Below are 20,140 nucleotides of genomic sequence, written 5' to 3'. Positions count from 1 at the left end.
TCGCCGCATGAAGCGCGACCCACCGTTCAATGGCGGCGACCGCCAGGCCGGCGCCCCCACCGGCTGGATCCGGGTGCGCGGTGCGCGCGAACACAACCTGAAGAGCGTCGACCTGGACCTGCCGCGCGATCGACTGGTGGTCTTCGCCGGCGTGTCGGGGTCGGGCAAGTCGTCGCTCGCCTTCGGCACGCTCTACGCCGAGGCGCAGCGGCGCTACTTCGAATCGGTCTCGCCGTATGCGCGCCGGCTGATCGACCAGGTGGGCGTGCCGGACGTCGACTCGATCGACGGCCTGCCGCCCGCGGTGTCGCTTCAACAGCAGCGCGGCACGCCCAACGCGCGCTCATCGGTCGGCACCGTCACGACGCTGTCCAGCCTGTTGCGCATGCTCTATTCGCGCGCGGGGAGCTACCCGCCGCGGCAGCCCATGCTGTATGCGGAAGACTTCTCCGCCAACACCCCTCAGGGTGCCTGCCGCCACTGCCACGGCCTGGGTTGCGTGTTCGAGGTGACCGAGCAATCGATGGTGCCGGACGACACGTTGACGATCCGGCAACGCGCGGTCGCGGCCTGGCCCACCGCGTGGCAGGGGCAGAACCTGCGCGACATCCTCGTCTCGCTCGGGCACGACGTCGACAAGCCCTGGAAGGACTTGCCGCGCAAGCTGAGGGACTGGATTCTTTTCACCGACGAGCAGCCGACAGTGCCGGTCTACGCCGGCTTCACGCCAGCCGAAACGCGCCAGGCCCGGCGGCACCAGACCGAACCCAGCTACCAGGGCACGTTCATCGGCGCACGCCAATACGTGCTGCACACCTACGCCACCACGCACAGCGCGCTGATGAAGCGGCGCGTGGCGAGGTTCATGACCCCCAGCCGCTGCCCTGCCTGCCACGGCAAGCGGCTCAACCCGGCTTCGCTGTCGGTCAAGTTTGCAGGCCACGACATCAGCGAGCTGGGCTCGATGACGCTGGACGACCTGGCCCGGCTGCTGGGCCCCGCCGCCCATGGCCAGTTCGACATCGAGGCCGACGATGAAGCCCCGCAGGTCAGCCGCCGGCAGGCGCTGGACGACACGGCCCGCAGGGTCCAGGCGGGCGGCTCGGCGCACGCCGGCGCCCATGACGCGCGGCGCACCCCCAACCTGTCAGAGGAAAAGCGCATCGTGGCCCGGCGCATCGCCGCCGACATGGCGCAGCGCATCGCCAGCCTGCAGGGTCTGGGGCTGGGCTACCTGTCGCTCGACCGCAGCACGCCCACCTTGTCGCCGGGTGAACTGCAGCGGCTGCGGCTGGCCACGCAGATCCGCTCGAACCTGTTCGGGGTGGTCTATGTGCTCGACGAACCCTCGGCCGGCCTGCACCCCGCCGACAGCGAAGCGCTGATGGCGGCGCTGAAGCAATTGCAGGACAGCGGCAACTCGATCTTCGTCGTCGAGCACGACCTGGACATCATGCGCAGTGCCGACTGGCTGGTCGACGTCGGGCCCGACGCCGGCGAACAAGGCGGGCGCATCGTCTACAGCGGCCCGCCGGCGGGCCTGGGCCAGGTCACCGGTTCGCACACCGGCCAATACCTCGTGGCCCGGCGCGTGGTGCCGCGCGAGACGCGGCCGTTGACCGCCGGCTGGCTTGGCCTGCGCGGCGTGACGGTGAACAACCTGCAGGGCATCGACGTGCAGTTTCCGCTGCGTGCGCTGACGGCGGTCACCGGCGTGTCGGGCTCAGGCAAATCCAGCCTCGTGACCCAGGCACTGGTGACGCTGGTGCAGCGCCACCTCGGGCTGGACCTGCCCAACACCGACGACGGGGCGCAACTCTCCGAAGCTGATGCCGCTGATCGCCCGCTGGGGCAGTTGCACGGCGATTTGCAGGGCCTTCGGCGTTTGGTGCAGGTGACCCAGAAACCGATCGGCCGCACGCCGCGCTCGAACCTGGCGACTTACACCGGGTTGTTCGATCACGTGCGGCAGCTCTTCGCGGCCACCTCGGCCGCGCGCAAACGCCACTACGACGCCGGCCGCTTCTCGTTCAACGTCGCCAAGGGACGCTGCGCGACCTGCGACGGTGAAGGCTTCGTCAGTGTCGAGCTGCTGTTCATGCCGAGCGTCTATGCGCCCTGCTCGGCCTGCCACGGCGCGCGCTTCAACCCGGCCACGCTGCAGGTGCTGCTGCGTGGCCGGTCGATCGCCGAAGTGCTGGCGATGACGGTCGACGAAGCGCAGGCATTCTTTGCCGACGAGAGTGCCATCGACAAGCCGCTGCGCCTGCTCAGCGAGATCGGGCTCGGCTACCTGCGTCTGGGGCAACCCGCGACGGAGCTGTCCGGCGGCGAGGCCCAACGCATCAAGCTGGCGACCGAGCTGCAGCGGGCGCAGCGGGGCGATGCGCTGTATGTGCTGGACGAGCCGACGACCGGCTTGCACCCGGCGGACGTCGATCGGCTGATGGTGCAGTTGAACCGGCTGGTCGATGCGGGCAACACCGTGGTCGTGGTGGAGCACGACCTGCGCACGGTGGCCGCGAGCGACTGGGTGATCGACCTGGGGCCGGGGGGTGGGCTGTCAGGCGGCCACGTGATCGCCACCGGCACGCCCCGGCAGGTATCGCAAGACCGCGCCAGCCGAACAGGGCAGTACCTGGCCCGGTATGTCGATACCGCGCCAGGCTGAGGCTTGCGCTGCAGCGGCCCCGGCGAAAAGACCGGGGCCGCCGCCGGCGTCACTTGCCGTCTCTGTCCGAGTCGCCCGGCGTCGCGCGCTCGACGGCGTCGCTCACGCGAGACCATGCGTCGCGGGTCGCGTGCTTGGCGCGGTCCCACTCCAGCGACGAGGTGCCGCGGGCCGTGGCCCACTTGCGCGACAACTCGGGCTCGATCTCGTCGTAGCTGCGGCTCGGGTAGGTGCTGAACGCCTCCACGCCGTAGGCATAAGCAGGGCCGAAATCATCGTACGGGGCATCACCCACGTAGGGCCGGGCCTTGTAGTTCTCGCGCCAGTAGGCGTCTTCGGCGGTCGGGTCGACCATCTCGGCCACGCCCTTGCCGGCCAGCCCTCCAAGCACGGCCCCCACGGCCGCCCCTGCGAGCGTTCCGACCGGGCCGGCCACGGTGCCCGTCGCGGCGCCGGCGGCGGCCCCGCCGATCACGGCGCCGAGGCCGGTGCCGACCGGGTGCGCGCCCGGTGCGCCGGTGATCGGATCACGGTTGGCCGAGGTCTGGTCTTTCGTCACGTTTCCCATGGCTTGTCCTTTCGCTTTGCGCAGAGGCGAACATCGCCACTGCTGCTGTGGGCGTATGGCAAGCCATGTGCCGGCGCTGGTGTCTCAGCGCTCGGCCAGCACCCCGTTCAGGCGCTTGGTCAGCGGGTCCAGCAGGTAGGCCAGCATCGAGCGCTGGCCGGTGGCGATCATCACCTGGGCCGGCATGCCGGGCTGCAGGCTGGCCACGCCGGCGTCTTTCAATGCCTGCGGCGTCACCGCCACCCGCACCAGGTACCAGCCTTCGGGGTTCTGCATGTCGGCGCTGCGGTCGGCGGCCACGTAGACCACCTGGCCTTCGGCCGGGCGGGTCAGGCGCTGGTCGCGCGAGGTGAAGCGCACCTGGCCAGTCATGCCGGTGACCAGGCCATCGGCCAGCCGCACCGGCACCTGGGCCTCGACCAGCAGGGCTTCGTGGCTGGGCACGATGTCCATCAGCTTCTGGCCCGCGGTGGCCACGCCGCCTTCGGTGTGCACCGCGAGGTCGACCACCGTGCCGTCGACCGGCGCGGTCAGCGTGCAGCGCTCGAGTTCGTCGCGCAACGCCGCGCGCTGCTCGCGCAGCTCGGCGATGCGCGACTGCACCTCGCTCAGCTGGGTCTCGATGTCGCGCCGCAACTCGGACTGGCGCTGCGCGCGCTTGGCCTGGGTCTCGGCCACGCTGCCTTCGACACGCGACAAGGTGCCGATGTCCTGGCTGTACTGGCCTTGCACGGCCATCAGGTTGCGCTCGATCTCGAACAGGCGCGCCCGCGCCACATAACCTTGCGCCTGCAGCTCACGCCAGGTCTTCAACTCTTCGTTCAACGAGCGGATCTGCTCTTCTCGCGTGCCCGACTGGTCTTTCAGCCCGCTGCCGTAGGCGCGCAGTGAATCGACCGCCGCCTGTTGCGCCACGTCGTCTTGCGACAGCGCGGCGCGGCGGGCATCGAACAGGCGCTGCTGGGCGCCCATTGCATCGGCCGCGGCAGGCGCTTTCGCATCGCGCAGCTCGCTCGGGAAGGCGATGCGCGCCAGGCCGTCGCGCTCGGCCAGCAGGCGCGCCTCTTGCGCGAGGGCCGGCCACCAGCGGGCCTCGATCATGCCGAAGCGGGCCCTAGCGTCGGTGTCGTCCAGCCGCAGCAGGGGCTGGCCCTGGTGCACCGTGTCGCCATCGCGCACGAGGATCTCGCGCACCGTGCCGCCATGCGCGTGCTGCACGCTGCGCCGGCTGCCTTCGGTCTTCACCACCCCGTCGGCCGGCACGCCTTCGGCCAGCGGCACCGCGGCCGACCACCACAGGGTGACGGCTGCGCCGATGGCCAGCGCGCCGAGGCCGAAACGCAGCGGGCGTTTCAGGTCCAGCGGCACCGGCGGTGGTGCGAGGTCGATCGTTTCCATCGTCTTGCCCGCGTTCATGCGCCGGCCTCCGTTGTCTCGGCCTGCGGCACCACGCGCGGCGGTGCGGCAGGCGGCGGCGTATTCGGCGCGGCAAAGCGCGCCAGCACCTCTTGCTTGGCACCAAAGGCCAGTGCGCTGCCTTCTTGCAGCACCAGCAGCTTGTCGGCCAGGCCCAGCACGCCGTTGCGTTGGGTGATCACGAAGACGGTCGCGCCGCGGGCCTTGCAGCCGATCAGCGCGGTGTGCAGCGCAGCCTCGCCGTCGGCGTCCAGGTTCGCGTTCGGCTCGTCCAGCACCAGCAGGCGCGGCTCGCCGTACAGCGCGCGGGCCAGCGCCACGCGCTGTTTCTGCCCGCCGGACAAGCCCGCGCCGTCCGGCCCCAGGGGCGTGTCGTAGCCGTGCGGCAGCTTCAGCACCATGTCGTGCACGCCGGCGGCGCGGCCCGCGGCCACCACCTTCTCGGCGTCCAGCGTGCCGAAGCGCGCGATGTTCTCGGCCACCGTGCCTTCCATCAGGTCCACCGACTGCGGCAGGTAGCCGATCCACGGGCCCAGCGCTTCGCGCGGCCATTGCGTGAGTTCGGCACCGTCCAGCCGCACCTGGCCGGCGGCCGGTGCGTCCAGCCCGATCAACAAGCGGCCCAGTGTCGACTTGCCCGAGCCGCTGTGGCCGATCACGCCGACGATGTCGCCCGGCATCGCCGAGCAGTTGATGCCCACCAGCACCGGCCGCGCACCACCCGGGGCCAGCGCCGACACCTGGTTGACGCTGATCTGCCCGCTCGGGGCCGGCAGCGCCATGCGCTCGGGCGGGTTGCCGGCTTCGATCAACAGGCTGTCCAGCCGGTCCCAGGCGTTGCGCACCTGAACCACCTGGCGCCACAGGTTCAACACCTGCTCGACCGGCGCCAAGGCGCGGCCGACGATCAGCGAGACCGCGAAGATGCCGCCGGCCGACAGCTCGCCATCGAGCACCAGCCAGGCCCCGAGTGCGAACACCAGCGACTGCATGGCCATGCGGGCGAAGCGTGTGCCGGCGCCCAGGGTCTCGGCCGCTTGGCTGGCGCGTGACTGCCAACCCAGCATCGCCAGATGGCGGCGCAGCCAGCGCTCGCGCATCACCGATTGCATGCCCAGTGCACGCACCAGCTCGCCATGGCGCGCGGTTTCGGCCAGCGACTGCTGGGCCAGCGCCCCCTCGACACCGGCACGCGCCAACGGCCCGGCGCTGCGCCATTCGCTGAGCCAGGTCAGCGTCAGCAGCATCAGCGTGGCACCAAGCACATAAAGACCCAGCAGCGGGTGCAGCAGCGTCGCGGCCAAGGCCATCACCGGCAGCCACGGCAGGTCGAACAAGGCATGCAAGGCCGGGCCGGAGATGAACTGGCGCACGGTGTGCAGGTCGGCCTGCGCCGCATTGGCGGCCAGCGCACCGGCGCCGGGGCGGCCGACCGCCGCGTCGTAGACCCGCTGGCGCAGCTTCTCGTCCAGGCGCATGCCGGCCACCACCATCAGCTCGCCCCGCGCCCAGTCGAGCGCGGCCAGCAACAGATAGAGCCCGAGCGCGATCGCGGTCAGCGCCAGCAAGGTGATGCCGTGGCGGCTGGACAGCACCCGGTCATAGATCTGCATCGAGTAGACCGACGGCACCAGCAGCAAGACGCTGGAAACCCCGCTGAACAAGGCGCAGGCAGCCAGCGCCCGTTTTTCGCCGGCCAGGGCGTGGGCCATCGGGCCCTGGCGGCGGCGCGGGGCGGTGGCGGGGCGGGCGGGCAATGCAGAAGAGGTCATCGGAAAACGATCCATGGCCGAGCGCCCGCCACATACAGCGGGTGCCAACGACAGGCAGGGTAGCCCCCCGGTAAACGCTTCAATCGAGAAATAAAGCCTGCGAATAACCCTCACTGGCGCTTCAAGCTGCGCCGCCCGAAGCCGAAAACTCGATGACGACCTGAAGGAGGGGGCGTCCGGCTGCGGCCGGCTCGCCAGACTTTCAGGTCACCCAGAACGTCAAAAACGTCACGCTTCAAGACCTCGGAGTTCTCATGATTGATTCGGTCGATATCAACGGTGTTGTCATCTCGGGCAACGTCAGCAGCATCGGCGGCACCACCGCCACCACGGATGTGCTGACCCTGCTCGGAACCGGTGGCAGCATCGCGATCAGCGCGATCGAAACCGTCCTGGGCTCCACCGGCACCGACGCGGTGACCTTGGATACCGCGAACAGCGGCACGGTGTTCGTCTCTGATATCGAGACCGTCGTCGGCTCGACCGGCACCGACGTGCTGTCGATGCTGACCAGCGGCACGATGTCGGTCAGCGGGGTCGAGAGCGTGCTCGGCACCACCGGCGCCGATGTGCTGAACCTGCTGGCCGGCGGCGCGGTCGCGGTCAGCGACATCGACACCGTGATCGGCTCGACCGACACCACCGACGCGGTCACGATGCTGGCCACCGGCACGATGACGGTCTCGGCGGTCGAATCGGTGATCGGCTCGACCGACAGCACCGACATCGTCAACCTGCTCGGCGGCGGCTCGCTCAGCGTCTCAGGCGTCGAATCGCTGGTCGGCACGACCGCGGTCGAAGTGGTTCGCCTGGCCAACGCCGGCGACTCGCTGTCGGTCTCGGCGATCGACACCATCATCGGCACCACCGACACCACCGAGGCGCTGACGCTGCTGGCCGCTGGCACCGTGTCGGTCTCGGCGATCGATTCGGTCACCGGCACCACCGGCACCGATGTGCTGAATCTGCTGGCGGCGGCAGCCGTCACTGTCAGCGATGTTGAATCGATCATCGGCTCCACCGGCACCGACACCGTCACGCTCGGCACCGCCGGCAACCTGGCGATCAGCCGTGTCGAGAGCGTGATCGGCACCACCGACACCACCGAAACCATCACGCTGCTGGCCACCGGCTCGGTCGCCGTCAGCGACATCGACTCGGTCGTCGGCACCACCGCCACCACCGATGCGGTGACGATGCTGGCCACCGGCTCGCTGGCCGTGTCGTCGGTCGACACCGTCACCGGCTCGACCGACACCACCGACGTGGTCACGCTGCTGAACGCCGGCACCGTGCGCGTCTCGGCGGTCGAGTCCGTGCTCGGCGCCACCGCCCAGGTCGAGGTGCTGCAACTGCTGGCCGCTGGCGCGGTCGCCGTCAGCGACATCGACACCGTGCTCGGCTCCACCGGCGCCGACGCGCTGACCATGCTGGCCACCGGCACCGTCAAGGTCTCGGGCATCGAGACCGTGATCGGCACCACCGACACCACCGACGTGGTGCAGCTGCTGGCCGCTGGCGCGGTGCGTGTGTCCGACGTCGACTCGGTCATCGGCTCGACCGGCGCGACCGATGCGGTGACGATGACCACCACCGGCGCCCTGTGGGTCTCGGCGATCGAGACCGTGGTCGGCACCGGCGACACCGCCGACGTGCTGACGCTGGGCGCCGCCGGCACCGTGCGCGTGTCCGACGTGGCCACCGTGCTGGGCTCGTCGTCGAACATCGAAGTGCTGCGCATGATCGGCGGCACGGCCGTCGCCGTGTCCGACATCAACACCGTGATCGGTGGCACCGGCGCGACCGACGCGGTCACGATGCTGACCACCGGCGCGCTGGCCATCTCGGCCGTCGAGAGCGTGATCGGCACCACCGACACCAGCGACGTGCTGACGATGCTGGTCACCGGCAGCGTGGCCGTCAGCGACATCGAAACCGTGCTCGGCAGCACCGCCGCCACCGACGCACTGACGATGCTGACCACCGGCACGCTGGCTGTCTCGGGCATCGAATCGGTCACCGGCACCACCGACACCACCGACGTGGTGAACATGCTGGCCGCCGGCTCGTTGAGCGTCTCGTCGGTCGACAGCGTGCTCGGCACGACCGCGGTCGAAGTGGTTCGCCTGGCCAACGCCGGCGACTCGCTGTCGGTCTCGGCGATCGACACCATCATCGGCACCACCGACACCACCGAGGCGCTGACGCTGCTGGCCGCTGGCACCGTGTCGGTCTCGGCGATCGATTCGGTCACCGGCACCACCGGCACCGATGTGCTGAATCTGCTGGCGGCGGCAGCCGTCACTGTCAGCGATGTTGAATCGATCATCGGCTCCACCGGCACCGACACCGTCACGCTCGGCACCGCCGGCAACCTGGCGATCAGCCGTGTCGAGAGCGTGATCGGCACCACCGACACCACCGAAACCATCACGCTGCTGGCCACCGGCTCGGTCGCCGTCAGCGACATCGACTCGGTCGTCGGCACCACCGCCACCACCGATGCGGTGACGATGCTGGCCACCGGCTCGCTGGCCGTGTCGTCGGTCGACACCGTCACCGGCTCGACCGACACCACCGACGTGGTCACGCTGCTGAACGCCGGCACCGTGCGCGTCTCGGCGGTCGAGTCCGTGCTCGGCGCCACCGCCCAGGTCGAGGTGCTGCAACTGCTGGCCGCTGGCGCGGTCGCCGTCAGCGACATCGACACCGTGCTCGGCTCCACCGGCGCCGACGCGCTGACCATGCTGGCCACCGGCACCGTCAAGGTCTCGGGCATCGAGACCGTGATCGGCACCACCGACACCACCGACGTGGTGCAGCTGCTGGCCGCTGGCGCGGTGCGTGTGTCCGACGTCGACTCGGTCATCGGCTCGACCGGCGCGACCGATGCGGTGACGATGACCACCACCGGCGCCCTGTGGGTCTCGGCGATCGAGACCGTGGTCGGCACCGGCGACACCGCCGACGTGCTGACGCTGGGCGCCGCCGGCACCGTGCGCGTGTCCGACGTGGCCACCGTGCTGGGCTCGTCGTCGAACATCGAAGTGCTGCGCATGATCGGCGGCACGGCCGTCGCCGTGTCCGACATCAACACCGTGATCGGTGGCACCGGCGCGACCGACGCGGTCACGATGCTGACCACCGGCGCGCTGGCCGTCTCGGCCGTCGAGAGCGTGATCGGCACCACCGACACCACCGATGTGCTGTCGCTGCTGGCCTCGGGCAGCATCGGCGTGAGCGATGTCGACACCGTGATCGGCGGCAGCGGCATCACCGAAATCGTCACGCTGCTGACCGCCGGCGCGATCGCCGTCAACGCGGTCGACACCGTGATCGGCACCACCGACACCACCGACGCCGTCACGCTGCTGGCCAGCGGCGCGATCAAGGTCTCGGCCATCGAATCCATCACCGGCACCGGCCTGGGCGGCGACGTCGTCACGCTGATGGGCAACGGCGCCGCGGCCACCGTCAGCGACGTGGCCACCGTGCTCGGCTCGACCGGCACCGACACCTTGACGATGGCGACCGCGACGCTCGCCACCTCGGGCATCGAAAGCATCGTCGGCTCGACCGGCACCACCGACGCCTTGACGCTGCTGGCCGCCGGCTCGGTGACCGTGTCCGATGTCGAAACCGTGGTCGGCAGCGCCGGCCTGACCGAAGTGGTCACGCTCGGCACCGCCGGCGCGGTCGCCGTCAGCGCGGTCGACACCGTGATCGGCACCACCGACACCACCGACGCCGTCACGCTGCTGGCCAGCGGCGCGATCAAGGTCTCGGCCATCGAATCCATCACCGGCACCGGCCTGGGCGGCGACGTCGTCACGCTGATGGGCAACGGCGCCGCGGCCACCGTCAGCGACGTGGCCACCGTGCTCGGCTCGACCGGCACCGACACCTTGACGATGGGCAGCGCGGCGGTCGCCGTGTCGGCCATCGAGAGCGTGGTCGGCACCACCGGCAGCACCGACGTGCTGACTCTGCTGGGCAGCGGCGGTGTCGCCGTGTCCGACGTCGACAGCATCGTCGGCGGCAGCGGCACGGTCGAGATCGTCACCGTCGTCGGCACCGGCGCCGCGCTGTCGGTCGCCAACATCAACACCGTGATCGGCTCGACCGACACCACCGACGTGATCACGCTGGCCGCCAGCGGCGCGCTGGCCGTGTCCGGCGTCGAATCGGTCATCGGCACCGGCGCCACCGGCGATGTGCTGAGCCTGCTGGGCAACGGCGCGACGCTGGAGGTGAGCGACATCGCCACCGTGATCGGCTCCACCGGCGCCGACCAGGTGACGATGGGCACCGCCACGCTGGCCGTGTCGGCCGTCGAAAGCGTCGTCGGCTCCACCGGCAGCGATGTGCTCACCCTGGCCGGCGGCGGCAGCGTGCAGACCAGCGATGTCGAAACCGTGCTCGGCGCCGCCAGCTCGGTCGACACCGTGACCTTCGAAGATGCCGGCGCGCACAGCGTCAGCAGCGTCGAGAGCGTGATCGGCTCGACCGCCACGACCGACGCGCTGACACTGCTGGCCGCGGGCGGCATCGCGGTGACCGACATCGAGACCGTGATCGGCTCTGGCGGCACCAACACCGTGACCCTGCTGGCTTCGGCCACGGTGGCGCTGTCCGACGTCGAGACCCTGATCGGCGCGGCCGGCACGACCGACGAGGTCACGCTGCTGAACGCCGGCACCGTGACGCTGTCGGGCGTCGAAAGCATCACCGGCTCGACCGGCACCGACCGCGTCACGCTGGTCGGCGGCGGCAGCGTCACCGTGGCCGGTGGCGCCAACGCCGTCGAATCGTTGACCGGCGCGGCCAATGCGGTCGAGGTGGTCACGCTGGCCGCTGCGACCAGCAGCAGCATCACGCTGTCGGCCATCGACACCGTGCTCGGCTCGACCGGCACCGACATCCTCTCGATCGCCACCGGCAGCCTGGCTGTCAGCGACGTCGAAACCGTCACCGGCACCACCGGCGTCGAGGTGCTGAGCCTGTTGACCGACGCGAGCATCAGCGTCTCGGCCGTCGACAGCGTGCTCGGCTCCTCCGGCACCGACGTGGTCACGCTGCTGTCGGCCGGCGCGGTCGCTGTCAGCGACGTGGAAACCGCCATCGGCACCACCGGCACCACCGACGCGCTGACGCTGCTGAACAGCGCCGCGATCGAGGTCTCGGCGTTTGAAACCATCACCGGCTCGGCCGGCTTCGGCGACACGGTGACGCTGCTCGACACCAACGCCAACGTGCTCGTCGGCGGCGTCGAGAGCGTGATCGGCCAGAGCGGCGGCACCGACGTGGTCACGCTGTCTTCCGCCGGTGCGGTCTCGGTCAGCGACATCGAGAGCGTGGTCGGCAGCACCGGCGCCGACAGCGTCAGCATGCTCGACGCGACCTCGCTGCATGTCAGCGCGATCGAGACCGTCACCGGCACCACCGCGACCGACGACACGGTCACGCTGGACGCGGCCGGCAACCTGTCGATCAGCGACATCGAATCGGTCGTCGGCTCGGGCAGCGGCGACGTCGTCACGCTGCTGGCTGGCAGCAGTGTCAGCGTGTCCGGCGTGGCCACGCTGGTCGGCTCGTCGGCCACCAACGACACCGTCACCCAGCTCGACACCAACACCACGCTGGCGGTCAGCGCGGTCGAAAGCGTGATCGGCGCCGGCGGCACCGCCGACACCGTGCAGATGCTGGTGGCCGGCGCGATCTCGGTCAGCGACGTGGACCTGCTGCTGGGCACCACCGACACCGCCGACGAAGTGACGCTGCTGACCGAAGGCACGCTGCAGATCTCCGGCGTCGAAAGCGTGACCGGCTCGGACGGCACGCTCGACGAGATCCAGCTGGTGACCGCGGGCAACCTGTCGGTCGCCGGCATCGAATCCGTTCGCGGCACCACCGGCACCGATGTGCTGACGATGCGCGACGGCACCGCCCTGACCGTCAGCGCGGTCGACACCGTGCTCGGCTCGGCCGACCTGGCCGACAGCGTGACGCTCGGCGCCGCCGGCACCCTGGCGGTGCAGGACGTCGAAAGCGTCAGCGGCAGCACCGCCACCACCGACGTGCTGCACCTGCTGGCCGCCGGCGAGGTGACCGTGTCCGACTTCGAGACCGTGGTCGGCGCTGCCGGCGCGGGCGACATCGTCACGCTGGGCACCGAAGGCGTGGTCGCGATGTCGGCCGTCGAGACGGTGATCGGCTCGACCGGCACCGCCGACGAGATCCATTTGATGACGAGCGGCAGCATCGTGCTGTCCGACGTCGAAACGCTGGTCGGCGGACTGGGCTCGACCGACAGCGTGACGCTGCTGACCACCGGCAGCCTGTCCATCAGCCAGGTCGAATCGGTGCGCGGCACCGGCGAATCGACCGATGTGGTCACCCTGCTGGCCGCCGGCACCGTGGCGGTCTCGTCGGTCGCCAGCATCATCGGCACCACCGGCGCCGACGCGCTGCGCCTGCTGGCCAGCGAAGCCGTTAGCATCAGCGACATCGACACCGTGCTGGGCACCGGCAACGCCAACGACGTGGTGACGCAGCTGAGCGAAGACGTGACGCTGCATGTGTCGAGCGTGGCCACGGTGGTGGGCACTACCGGCACCGCCGACGTGCTGCACCTGCTGGCCACCGGCGCGGTCGAGATCGATGCGATCGAGACCGTGCTGGGTTCGCTCGGCGTGACCGACGCGGTGACGATGGCCAACGGCGGCGCGCTCGCCGTCAGCGGCGTCGAGAGCGTGACCGGCAGCGCCGCCACCGACGACGTGGTCACCCTGCTGGCCGCCGGCGGCCTGCGCGTGTCGGACGTCGAGACCGTCGTCGGCACGACCGGCGTCGACGGCGTCTGGATGCTGACCGCTGGCGCGCTGGCCGTCTCTGCGATCGAGACCGTGGTCGGCACCGGCGACACCGCCGACGAAGTCACGATGCTGACCTCGGGCACGCTGCACGTGCGCAGCATCGCCAGCGCCATCGGCACCACGTCGACGACCGACATCCTTCACATGTTGTCCGCCGGCAGCATCGGCATCTCCGACATCGAGACGGTGCTGGGCAGCACCGGTACCGATGTGGTCACCGTGAACAACGGCGGCAACATGGCGATCTCCGGCGTCGAGACGGTGATCGGCACCGAAAGCACCGACGTGGTGACCCTGGTGGGCGCCAGCTCGATCAGCGTGTCCAACGTGGACACCGTGCTCGGCGTGTCCGGCTCGGCCGACGTGGTGACCATGCTCGCCGCCGGCTCGCTGGCCGTGCAGGATGTCGACACCGCGATCGGCACCACCGACGCCGGTGACACGCTGGAGCTGCTGGCGGCCAGCACGATCCGCGTCAACCGTTTCGAAACCGTCGTCGGCTCGACCGGCACCGACATCGTCACCGTGGCCGCGGGCGGCAGCATCGAGGTCAGCAGCGTCGAGACGCTGATCGGCACGACCGCGACGACCGACACCGCCACGCTGCTGAACGCCGGCACGATCGCCGTGTCCAGCATGGCCAGCGTCAACGGCTCGACCGGGACCGACGTGGTGCGCATGCTCACCGCCGGCAGCCTGACGACCAGCGACATCGAGACCGTGCTCGGCTCGGCCGGCGTGGCCGACATCGTGCGCATGACGACGCCGGGCACGATGTCCGTCAGCGGCGTCGAGACCGCCATCGGCACCACCGACACCGACGACGTGCTGGCCCTGCTGGCTGGCGGCGCGATCTCGGTCTCGCGCTTCGAAACCGTGACCGGCACCACCGGCACGACCGAAGCGGTGACGCTGATGACCGCCGGCAGCCTGTCGCTGTCGGGCGTCGACACCCTCGTCGGCACCACCGGCACCGATACCGCCACGATGCTGGCCGCCGGCACGCTGAGCATCAGCAAGGTCGACAGCGTGGTCGGCTCCACCGGTACCGACATCCTCAACATGCTGGCCACCGGCACGGTCAACGTCAGCGCCATCGAGCGCGTGGTCGGCTCGGCCGCCGCGACCGATGTCGTCAACGTGCTGGACGGCGGCTCGCTCGAAGTCTCCGACGTCGAATCGGTGGTCGGCAGTGGCGGCAGCGATACCGTCACGATGTTGGCCGCCGGCGCCCTGAAGGTCAGCGACGTGGCCAGCGTGATCGGCGCTTCGACGCTGGTCGAAGTGGTCACCCTCGCCTCGGGCAGCACGCTGGCCGTGTCCGACATCAACACCGTGCTGGGCCAGACGGCCGTCAACGACACGGTGCGGATGCTGGCCACCGGCAGCCTGGCCACCTCGGCCGTCGACAGCGTGCTCGGCACCACCGGCACGACCGACGCGCTGACGCTGCTGGCCGCCGGCGCGGTGACCGTGTCCGGCATCGAGAGCGTGACCGGCAGCGCCGCGCTGACCGAGACCGTGCGCCTGGGCGCCGCCGGCGAAAGCCTGCTGGTGCGTGGTGTCGACACGGTCATCGGCACCACCGGTGCCGGCGAATCGGTGAGCCTGCTGGCCACCGGCTCGCTGGCCGTCTCGGCGATGGAAAGCGCCGTGGGCACCACCGGCACCGGCGAAGTGCTGACCCTGCTGGCCGCAGGCAGCCTGACGGTGTCGGCCTTCGAATCGGTGATCGGCTCGACCGGCACCGACGTGCTGACGCTGGACGGCGCCTCGGCGACGATCGCCGTCTCGCGCATCGAAACCCTGGTCGGCACCACCGGCACCGACGTGGTGACGCTGAACGGCGGCGGCACGCTGCGTGTCAGCGGCGCCGAGACGGTGATCGGCAGCGCCGCCGCGACCGATGTGGTGACCCTGCTGGGCGCGCAGGCCGCGTTGTCGGTGTCGGCCATCGACAGCGTCATCGGCGGCACCGGCACCAGCGACACGCTGACCCTGCTCGCCGCGGGCAGCACCTGGGTCTCGGCGATCGAGTCGGTGATCGGCTCGACCGGCGTCGAGGTGCTGAGCATGAGCGCCGCCGGCGGCCTGGCGATCAACGGCGTCGACACCGTGCTGGGCACCACCGGCACCGACACCGTGACCTTGACCGGCTCGCAGACCGCCGTCGCCGTCTCGTCGGTCGACAGCGTGATCGGCAGCACCGGCAGCACCGACGCGGTGACGATGCTGGCCGCCGGCACGCTGCGCTTCAGCGGCATCGAGTCGGTCATCGGCTCGGCCGGTGCCGGCGACATCGTGATGCTGAACGCCGGCGACACGCTGCGCGCCTCGGGCGTCGAGACCATCATCGGCGCCACCGGCACCGAGGTGCTGACGCTGATCGGCAACGGCACGGTCGCCGTGTCGGCGATCGAGACGGTGACCGGCTCGACCGGCACCGCCGACACGCTGACGCTGCTGGCCGCACCGACCAGCGCGATGGCGATCTCGGGCATCGAATCGGTGATCGGCTCGACCGCCTCGACCGACGCACTGCAGATGCTGGCCGGCGGCACGCTGGCCACCTCGGCCATCGAGACCGTGCTGGGCAGCACCGGCACCGCCGACGCACTGACGATGCTGGCCACCGGCAGCATGTCGATCTCGGCGATCGAATCGGTCGTCGGCACCACCAACGCCGGCGACGTCATCACGCTGCTGGCCACCGGCGCGATCAAGGTCTCGGCCGTCGACACCGTCGTCGGCACCACCGCGACGACCGACCAGGTCAACCTGCTGGCCGCCGGCGCGATCGCCGTGTCGGACATCGACAAGGTCATCGGCACCACCGACCTGGGCGACACGCTGACGCTGCTGTCCGGCGGCGCGGTCGCGGTCTCGGCCTTCGAATCGGTGATCGGCACCGGCGCCGGCAGCGGCGACGTGCTGACGCTGCTGGCCGCCGGCCGCGTCGCGGTGTCGGACGTCGACAGCGTGATCGGTGCCACCGGCGCCGATGTGCTGAAGATGCTCAACACCGGCGCGGTGAGCGTCAGCGCGGTCGAGACCGTGCTGGGCACCACCGCCGCCGGCGACTCGGCCACGATGCTGGCCGCCGGCACGCTGGCGGTCTCGGCCGTCGAATCGGTCACCGGCACCACCGGCACCACCGACGTGCTGAGCCTGCTGGCTGCGGCGTCGGTCAGCGTCGACAAGATCGACACGGTGATCGGCTCGGCCGGCACCGACGTGGTCACCGTCACCGATTCCGGTGCGGCCGGCGCGTTGTCGGTCTCGGCGGTCGAAACGGCGATCGGCACCACGGCCACGGCCGAAGTGCTGACCCTGCTGGCCAACGGCAGCATCGCTGCCAGCGGCTTCGAGCGCGTGATCGGCTCGACCGGCGCCAGCGACACGCTGCGCCTGCTCGAATCGGCCGCGGTGCAGATCTCGGCGATCGAATCGGTCGTCGGCGGTGGCGACACCACCGATGTGGTCACGCTGCTGGCGGCCGGCTCGGTCGCGGTCAGCGCGGTCGAATCGGTGGTCGGCTCGACCGGCATCGATGTCGTTACGCTGCGCGGCGGCGGCGAGCTCCAGGTCTCCGGCGTCGAGAGCGTGCTGGGCACGACCGCCGTCGACGTGATCAGCTTCAACGGCGGCACACTGGCGATCAACGCCATCGACACGGTGACCGGCTCGACCGCCACCACCGACGTGCTGCGCCTGCTGGCCACCGGCACCGTCGCGCTGACCGGCGTCGAAACCCTCATCGGCACCACCGCCGTGACCGACGTGGCGCTGCTGCTGAACGGCGGCACGCTGGCGGTCTCGGGCGTCGAGACGGTCGACGGCACCGCCGCCGGCACCGACCGCGTCACCATGCTGGTGGCGGGTGTGCTCAACGTCTCCGACGTCGAAACCGTGACCGGCAGCGCCGGCGTGGATACCGTGAAGATGCGCACCGGCGATGCGCTGGCCGTTTCGGCGGTCGAATCGGTGGTCGGCTCGGCCGGCACCCGCGACGTGGTCACGCTGCTGGCCACCGGCAGCGTCAAGGTCTCGGCGGTCGAAACCCTGATCGGCACCACCGCCACCACCGATGTGGCGACGATGCTGGCCGGCGGCCGCCTGACCGTGTCGGCGATCGACTCGGTCATCGGCACCACCGGCACCACCGACATCGTGGCCCTGCTGGCCGCCGGCAACGTCGGCGTGTCGGGCATCGAAACCGTGCTGGGCACCGGCGCCAGCGGTGACGTGGTGCGGCAACTGGTCGGCGGCGCGCTGAAGGTCAGCGACGTGGCGACCGTGATCGGCACCACCGGCCTGACCGACGCGCTGACCCTGCTCGACGCGGGCACCGTCAGCATCAGCGCGATCGACAGCGTGGTGGGCAGCACCGGCAGCGACCAGGTCAACCTGCTCGCCGGCGGCAGCGTGCGCGTCAACGGCGTCGAAACGGTCTACGGCCTGGGCGGCAGCGTCGAGGTGGTCACCCTGGGTGTCACCGGCGCGCTGAGCGTGTCCAGCGTCGACACCGTGATCGGCACCACCAGCACCACCGACAGCGTCACGCTGCTGGCGGCCGGCGCGATCGCCGTCTCCGGCGTCGAGACGGTCACCGGCACGCTGAGCACCGGCGATGTCGTCACGCTGCTGGGCGCGGGCACGGTCGGCGTCTCGGATGTCGAGACCGTGATCGGCAGCACGCTGGCCGGCGACGCGGTGACGATGCGCCAGCAAGGCAGCCTCACCACCAGCGGCGTCAGCAGCGTGATCGGCACCACCGGCCTGAGCGACACACTGAGGCTGCTGGCCGACGTGAACGCGACCGGCATCTCGGCGATCGAGTCGGTGATCGGCTCGACCGCGGCGACCGACGCGATCAGCCTGCTGGCGGCGTCGACGATCGACATCTCGGCCGTCGAATCGGTGACCGGCTCGACCGGCACCGACGTGGTCTCGATGCTGGCCACCGGCACGCTGGCCGTCTCGGCCGTCGAAACCGTGGTCGGCACGACGGCCGCGACCGACGTGCTGCGGTTGCTGGCCGCCGGCGGTGTCTCGACCTCGGCGATCGACACGGTGCTGGGCACCACCGGCGCCGATGCGCTGACCCTGCTGCAATCGGGCACCGTGAAGGTCTCGAGTGTTGAGACGGTCAACGGCGCCAGCGGCTCGACCGACGTGATCCAGATGCTGGCCACCGGCACGCTGTCGGTGTCCGGCGTTGAATCGGTCGTCGGCACCACCGCGGCCACCGATGTGCTGGCACTGCGCGGCAGCGGCTCGGTCAGCATCCGCGTGTCGGGTGTCGAGTCGGTCAACGGCACCACCGCCACGGCCGATGTCGTGACGCTGGTCGGCGGCGGCTCGCTGTCGGTCAACGCGATCGAATCGGTGCTCGGCAGCACGGCCACCAACGACGTGGTCACGCTGCGCGGCACCGGCTCGCTGCGCGTGTCGGCGGTCGAGAGCGTCATCGGCACCACGCTGTTGACCGACACGGTCACGATGCTGGCCGCCGGCTCGATGCTGGTGAACAAGATCGACACCGTGATCGGCTCGGCCGGCACCGACATCGTCACCCTCACCGTGGCCGGCGCCCTGCGCGCCAGCGGCGTCGAAACCGTGATCGGCACCACCGGTGCCGACTCGGTGGTGATGCTCAGCGCCAGCCTGGCCGCCAGCGCGATCGAAACCGTGCTCGGCACCAACGGCACGACCGACGTGCTGCAGATGCTGGGCACCGGCGGCGTGCGCGTCGGCAACATCGAGACCGTGCTCGGCACCACCGGCACCGACAGCGTGACGCTGCAGGTCGGCGGCTCGCTGAAGGTCAGCAGCGTCGAGAGCCTGATCGGCACCACCGGCACCACCGACATCGTCACGATGCTGTCGGCCGGCAGCCTGAGCGTGAAGGACATGGAGTCCGCCCTGGGCTCCACCGGCACCGACACGCTGACCATGCTGACCGGCGGCGCGCTGCGCGTCGGCTCGATCGAATCGGTCAACGGCACCGCAGGCACCGCCGACGCGTTGACGATGCTCAGCGCCGGCAACCTGTCGGTCTCGGCGATCGAGAAGGTCACCGGCACCACCGGCACCGACGTGATCACGCTGCGCGGCACCGGCCTGCTGCAGGTCTCGTCCATCGAAACGGTGATCGGCACCACCGGCAGCACCGACAACGTCACCTTGCTGGCCGCCGGCAGCCTGTCGATATCAGGCGTCGAGACGGTGACCGGCTCGGCCGGCGCCGACACGCTGACGATGCTGGCGGCGGGCGCCGTGTCGGTCGGTGCGGTCGAAAGCGTGGTCGGCTCCGCCGGCAACGACACCATCACGATCCGCAGCGGCGCCACCACCGTCTGGGCCAAGGGCGGTGTCGATGCGATCACCGCCGGCATCGGGGTCGACAAGATCCTGTTCAAGGCAGCGTCGGAATCGGGCACCGGCTCGTCGGCCGACACGATCACCGGCTTCAACGCCGGCACCAACGCGACGGCGGTCGACCAGATCTACCTGCTGGGCCTGGTGCAGGGCACGCTGGGCTTCCGCGGCACGGGGGCCTTCACCTCCAGCGGCAACACCGAGGTGCGCGCCGTCAGCGGCACCACCTACGGCAGCGGCCTGGGTGCGGGTGACACCGTGCTGCTGGTCGACGTGAACGGCGACGGCGCGGTCGACATGGAGATCAAGCTGCTGGGCACCAATGTCAGCAACGTCGACGCGGGGGACATCTTCGGGAGTTGAGGCCCCCACGCCGGGGATGGAGCTCCCACGGCCCCTCGGGGCCTGCCTTGCAGGCCGCGCCGAGCCGGAGGCCCGGCCCTTTGCTAGACACAAA

Annotated in this window: 5 protein-coding genes; 2 read left to right on the top strand and 3 right to left on the bottom strand. The window is 70.5% G+C overall.

Going from position 1 to position 20,140, the window contains the following annotated elements; translation table 11 throughout:
* Nucleotides 1–7 precede the first annotated feature (7 nt).
* Complete coding sequence (locus ACE3SG_RS02315; RefSeq protein WP_374562327.1) at nucleotides 8–2,671, top strand: excinuclease ABC subunit A; 2,664 nt, start codon at nucleotides 8–10, stop codon at nucleotides 2,669–2,671.
* Between the two features lie 49 nt (nucleotides 2,672–2,720).
* On the opposite strand, the gene ACE3SG_RS02310 is transcribed toward ACE3SG_RS02315, so the two are convergent.
* From ACE3SG_RS02310 to ACE3SG_RS02300, 3 genes are all read right to left on the bottom strand, one after another.
* The gene (locus tag ACE3SG_RS02310) at nucleotides 2,721–3,239 is read right to left on the bottom strand and encodes a hypothetical protein (RefSeq protein WP_374562326.1); all 519 of its coding nucleotides are present in this window, start codon (nucleotides 3,237–3,239) and stop codon (nucleotides 2,721–2,723) included.
* Nucleotides 3,240–3,323: 84 nt separating this feature from the next.
* Complete coding sequence (locus ACE3SG_RS02305; RefSeq protein WP_374562325.1) at nucleotides 3,324–4,655, bottom strand: HlyD family type I secretion periplasmic adaptor subunit; 1,332 nt, start codon at nucleotides 4,653–4,655, stop codon at nucleotides 3,324–3,326.
* The gene (locus ACE3SG_RS02300) at nucleotides 4,652–6,427 is read right to left on the bottom strand and encodes a type I secretion system permease/ATPase (RefSeq protein ID WP_374562323.1); all 1,776 of its coding nucleotides are present in this window, start codon (nucleotides 6,425–6,427) and stop codon (nucleotides 4,652–4,654) included. Before ACE3SG_RS02300 ends, ACE3SG_RS02305 begins: the two co-directional genes overlap by 4 nt.
* A gap of 254 nt (nucleotides 6,428–6,681) precedes the next feature.
* Here ACE3SG_RS02300 and ACE3SG_RS02295 point away from each other — a divergent pair, with 254 nt between their 5' ends.
* Nucleotides 6,682–20,046, top strand: a complete 13,365-nt coding sequence (locus tag ACE3SG_RS02295; protein WP_374562322.1) for a hypothetical protein — start codon at nucleotides 6,682–6,684, stop codon at nucleotides 20,044–20,046.
* Nucleotides 20,047–20,140 lie beyond the last annotated feature (94 nt).

It is taken from the genome of Ideonella sp. (assembly GCF_041914305.1).
Taxonomy (GTDB): Bacteria; Pseudomonadota; Gammaproteobacteria; order Burkholderiales; family Burkholderiaceae_C; genus Ideonella.
Note: the sequence above shows the minus strand (reverse complement) of the source record. Positions and strands in the feature narration are given on the sequence as shown.

Bases quoted from the DNA above. Each gene is read 5' to 3' on its own strand.
- ACE3SG_RS02295 (WP_374562322.1), top strand. From the start codon at position 6,682: ATGATTGATTCGGTCGATATCAACGGTGTTGTCATCTCGGGCAACGTC.
- ACE3SG_RS02300 (WP_374562323.1), bottom strand. From the start codon at position 6,427: ATGACCTCTTCTGCATTGCCCGCCCGCCCCGCCACCGCCCCGCGCCGC.
- ACE3SG_RS02310 (WP_374562326.1), bottom strand. From the start codon at position 3,239: ATGGGAAACGTGACGAAAGACCAGACCTCGGCCAACCGTGATCCGATC.
- ACE3SG_RS02305 (WP_374562325.1), bottom strand. From the start codon at position 4,655: ATGAACGCGGGCAAGACGATGGAAACGATCGACCTCGCACCACCGCCG.
- ACE3SG_RS02315 (WP_374562327.1), top strand. From the start codon at position 8: ATGAAGCGCGACCCACCGTTCAATGGCGGCGACCGCCAGGCCGGCGCC.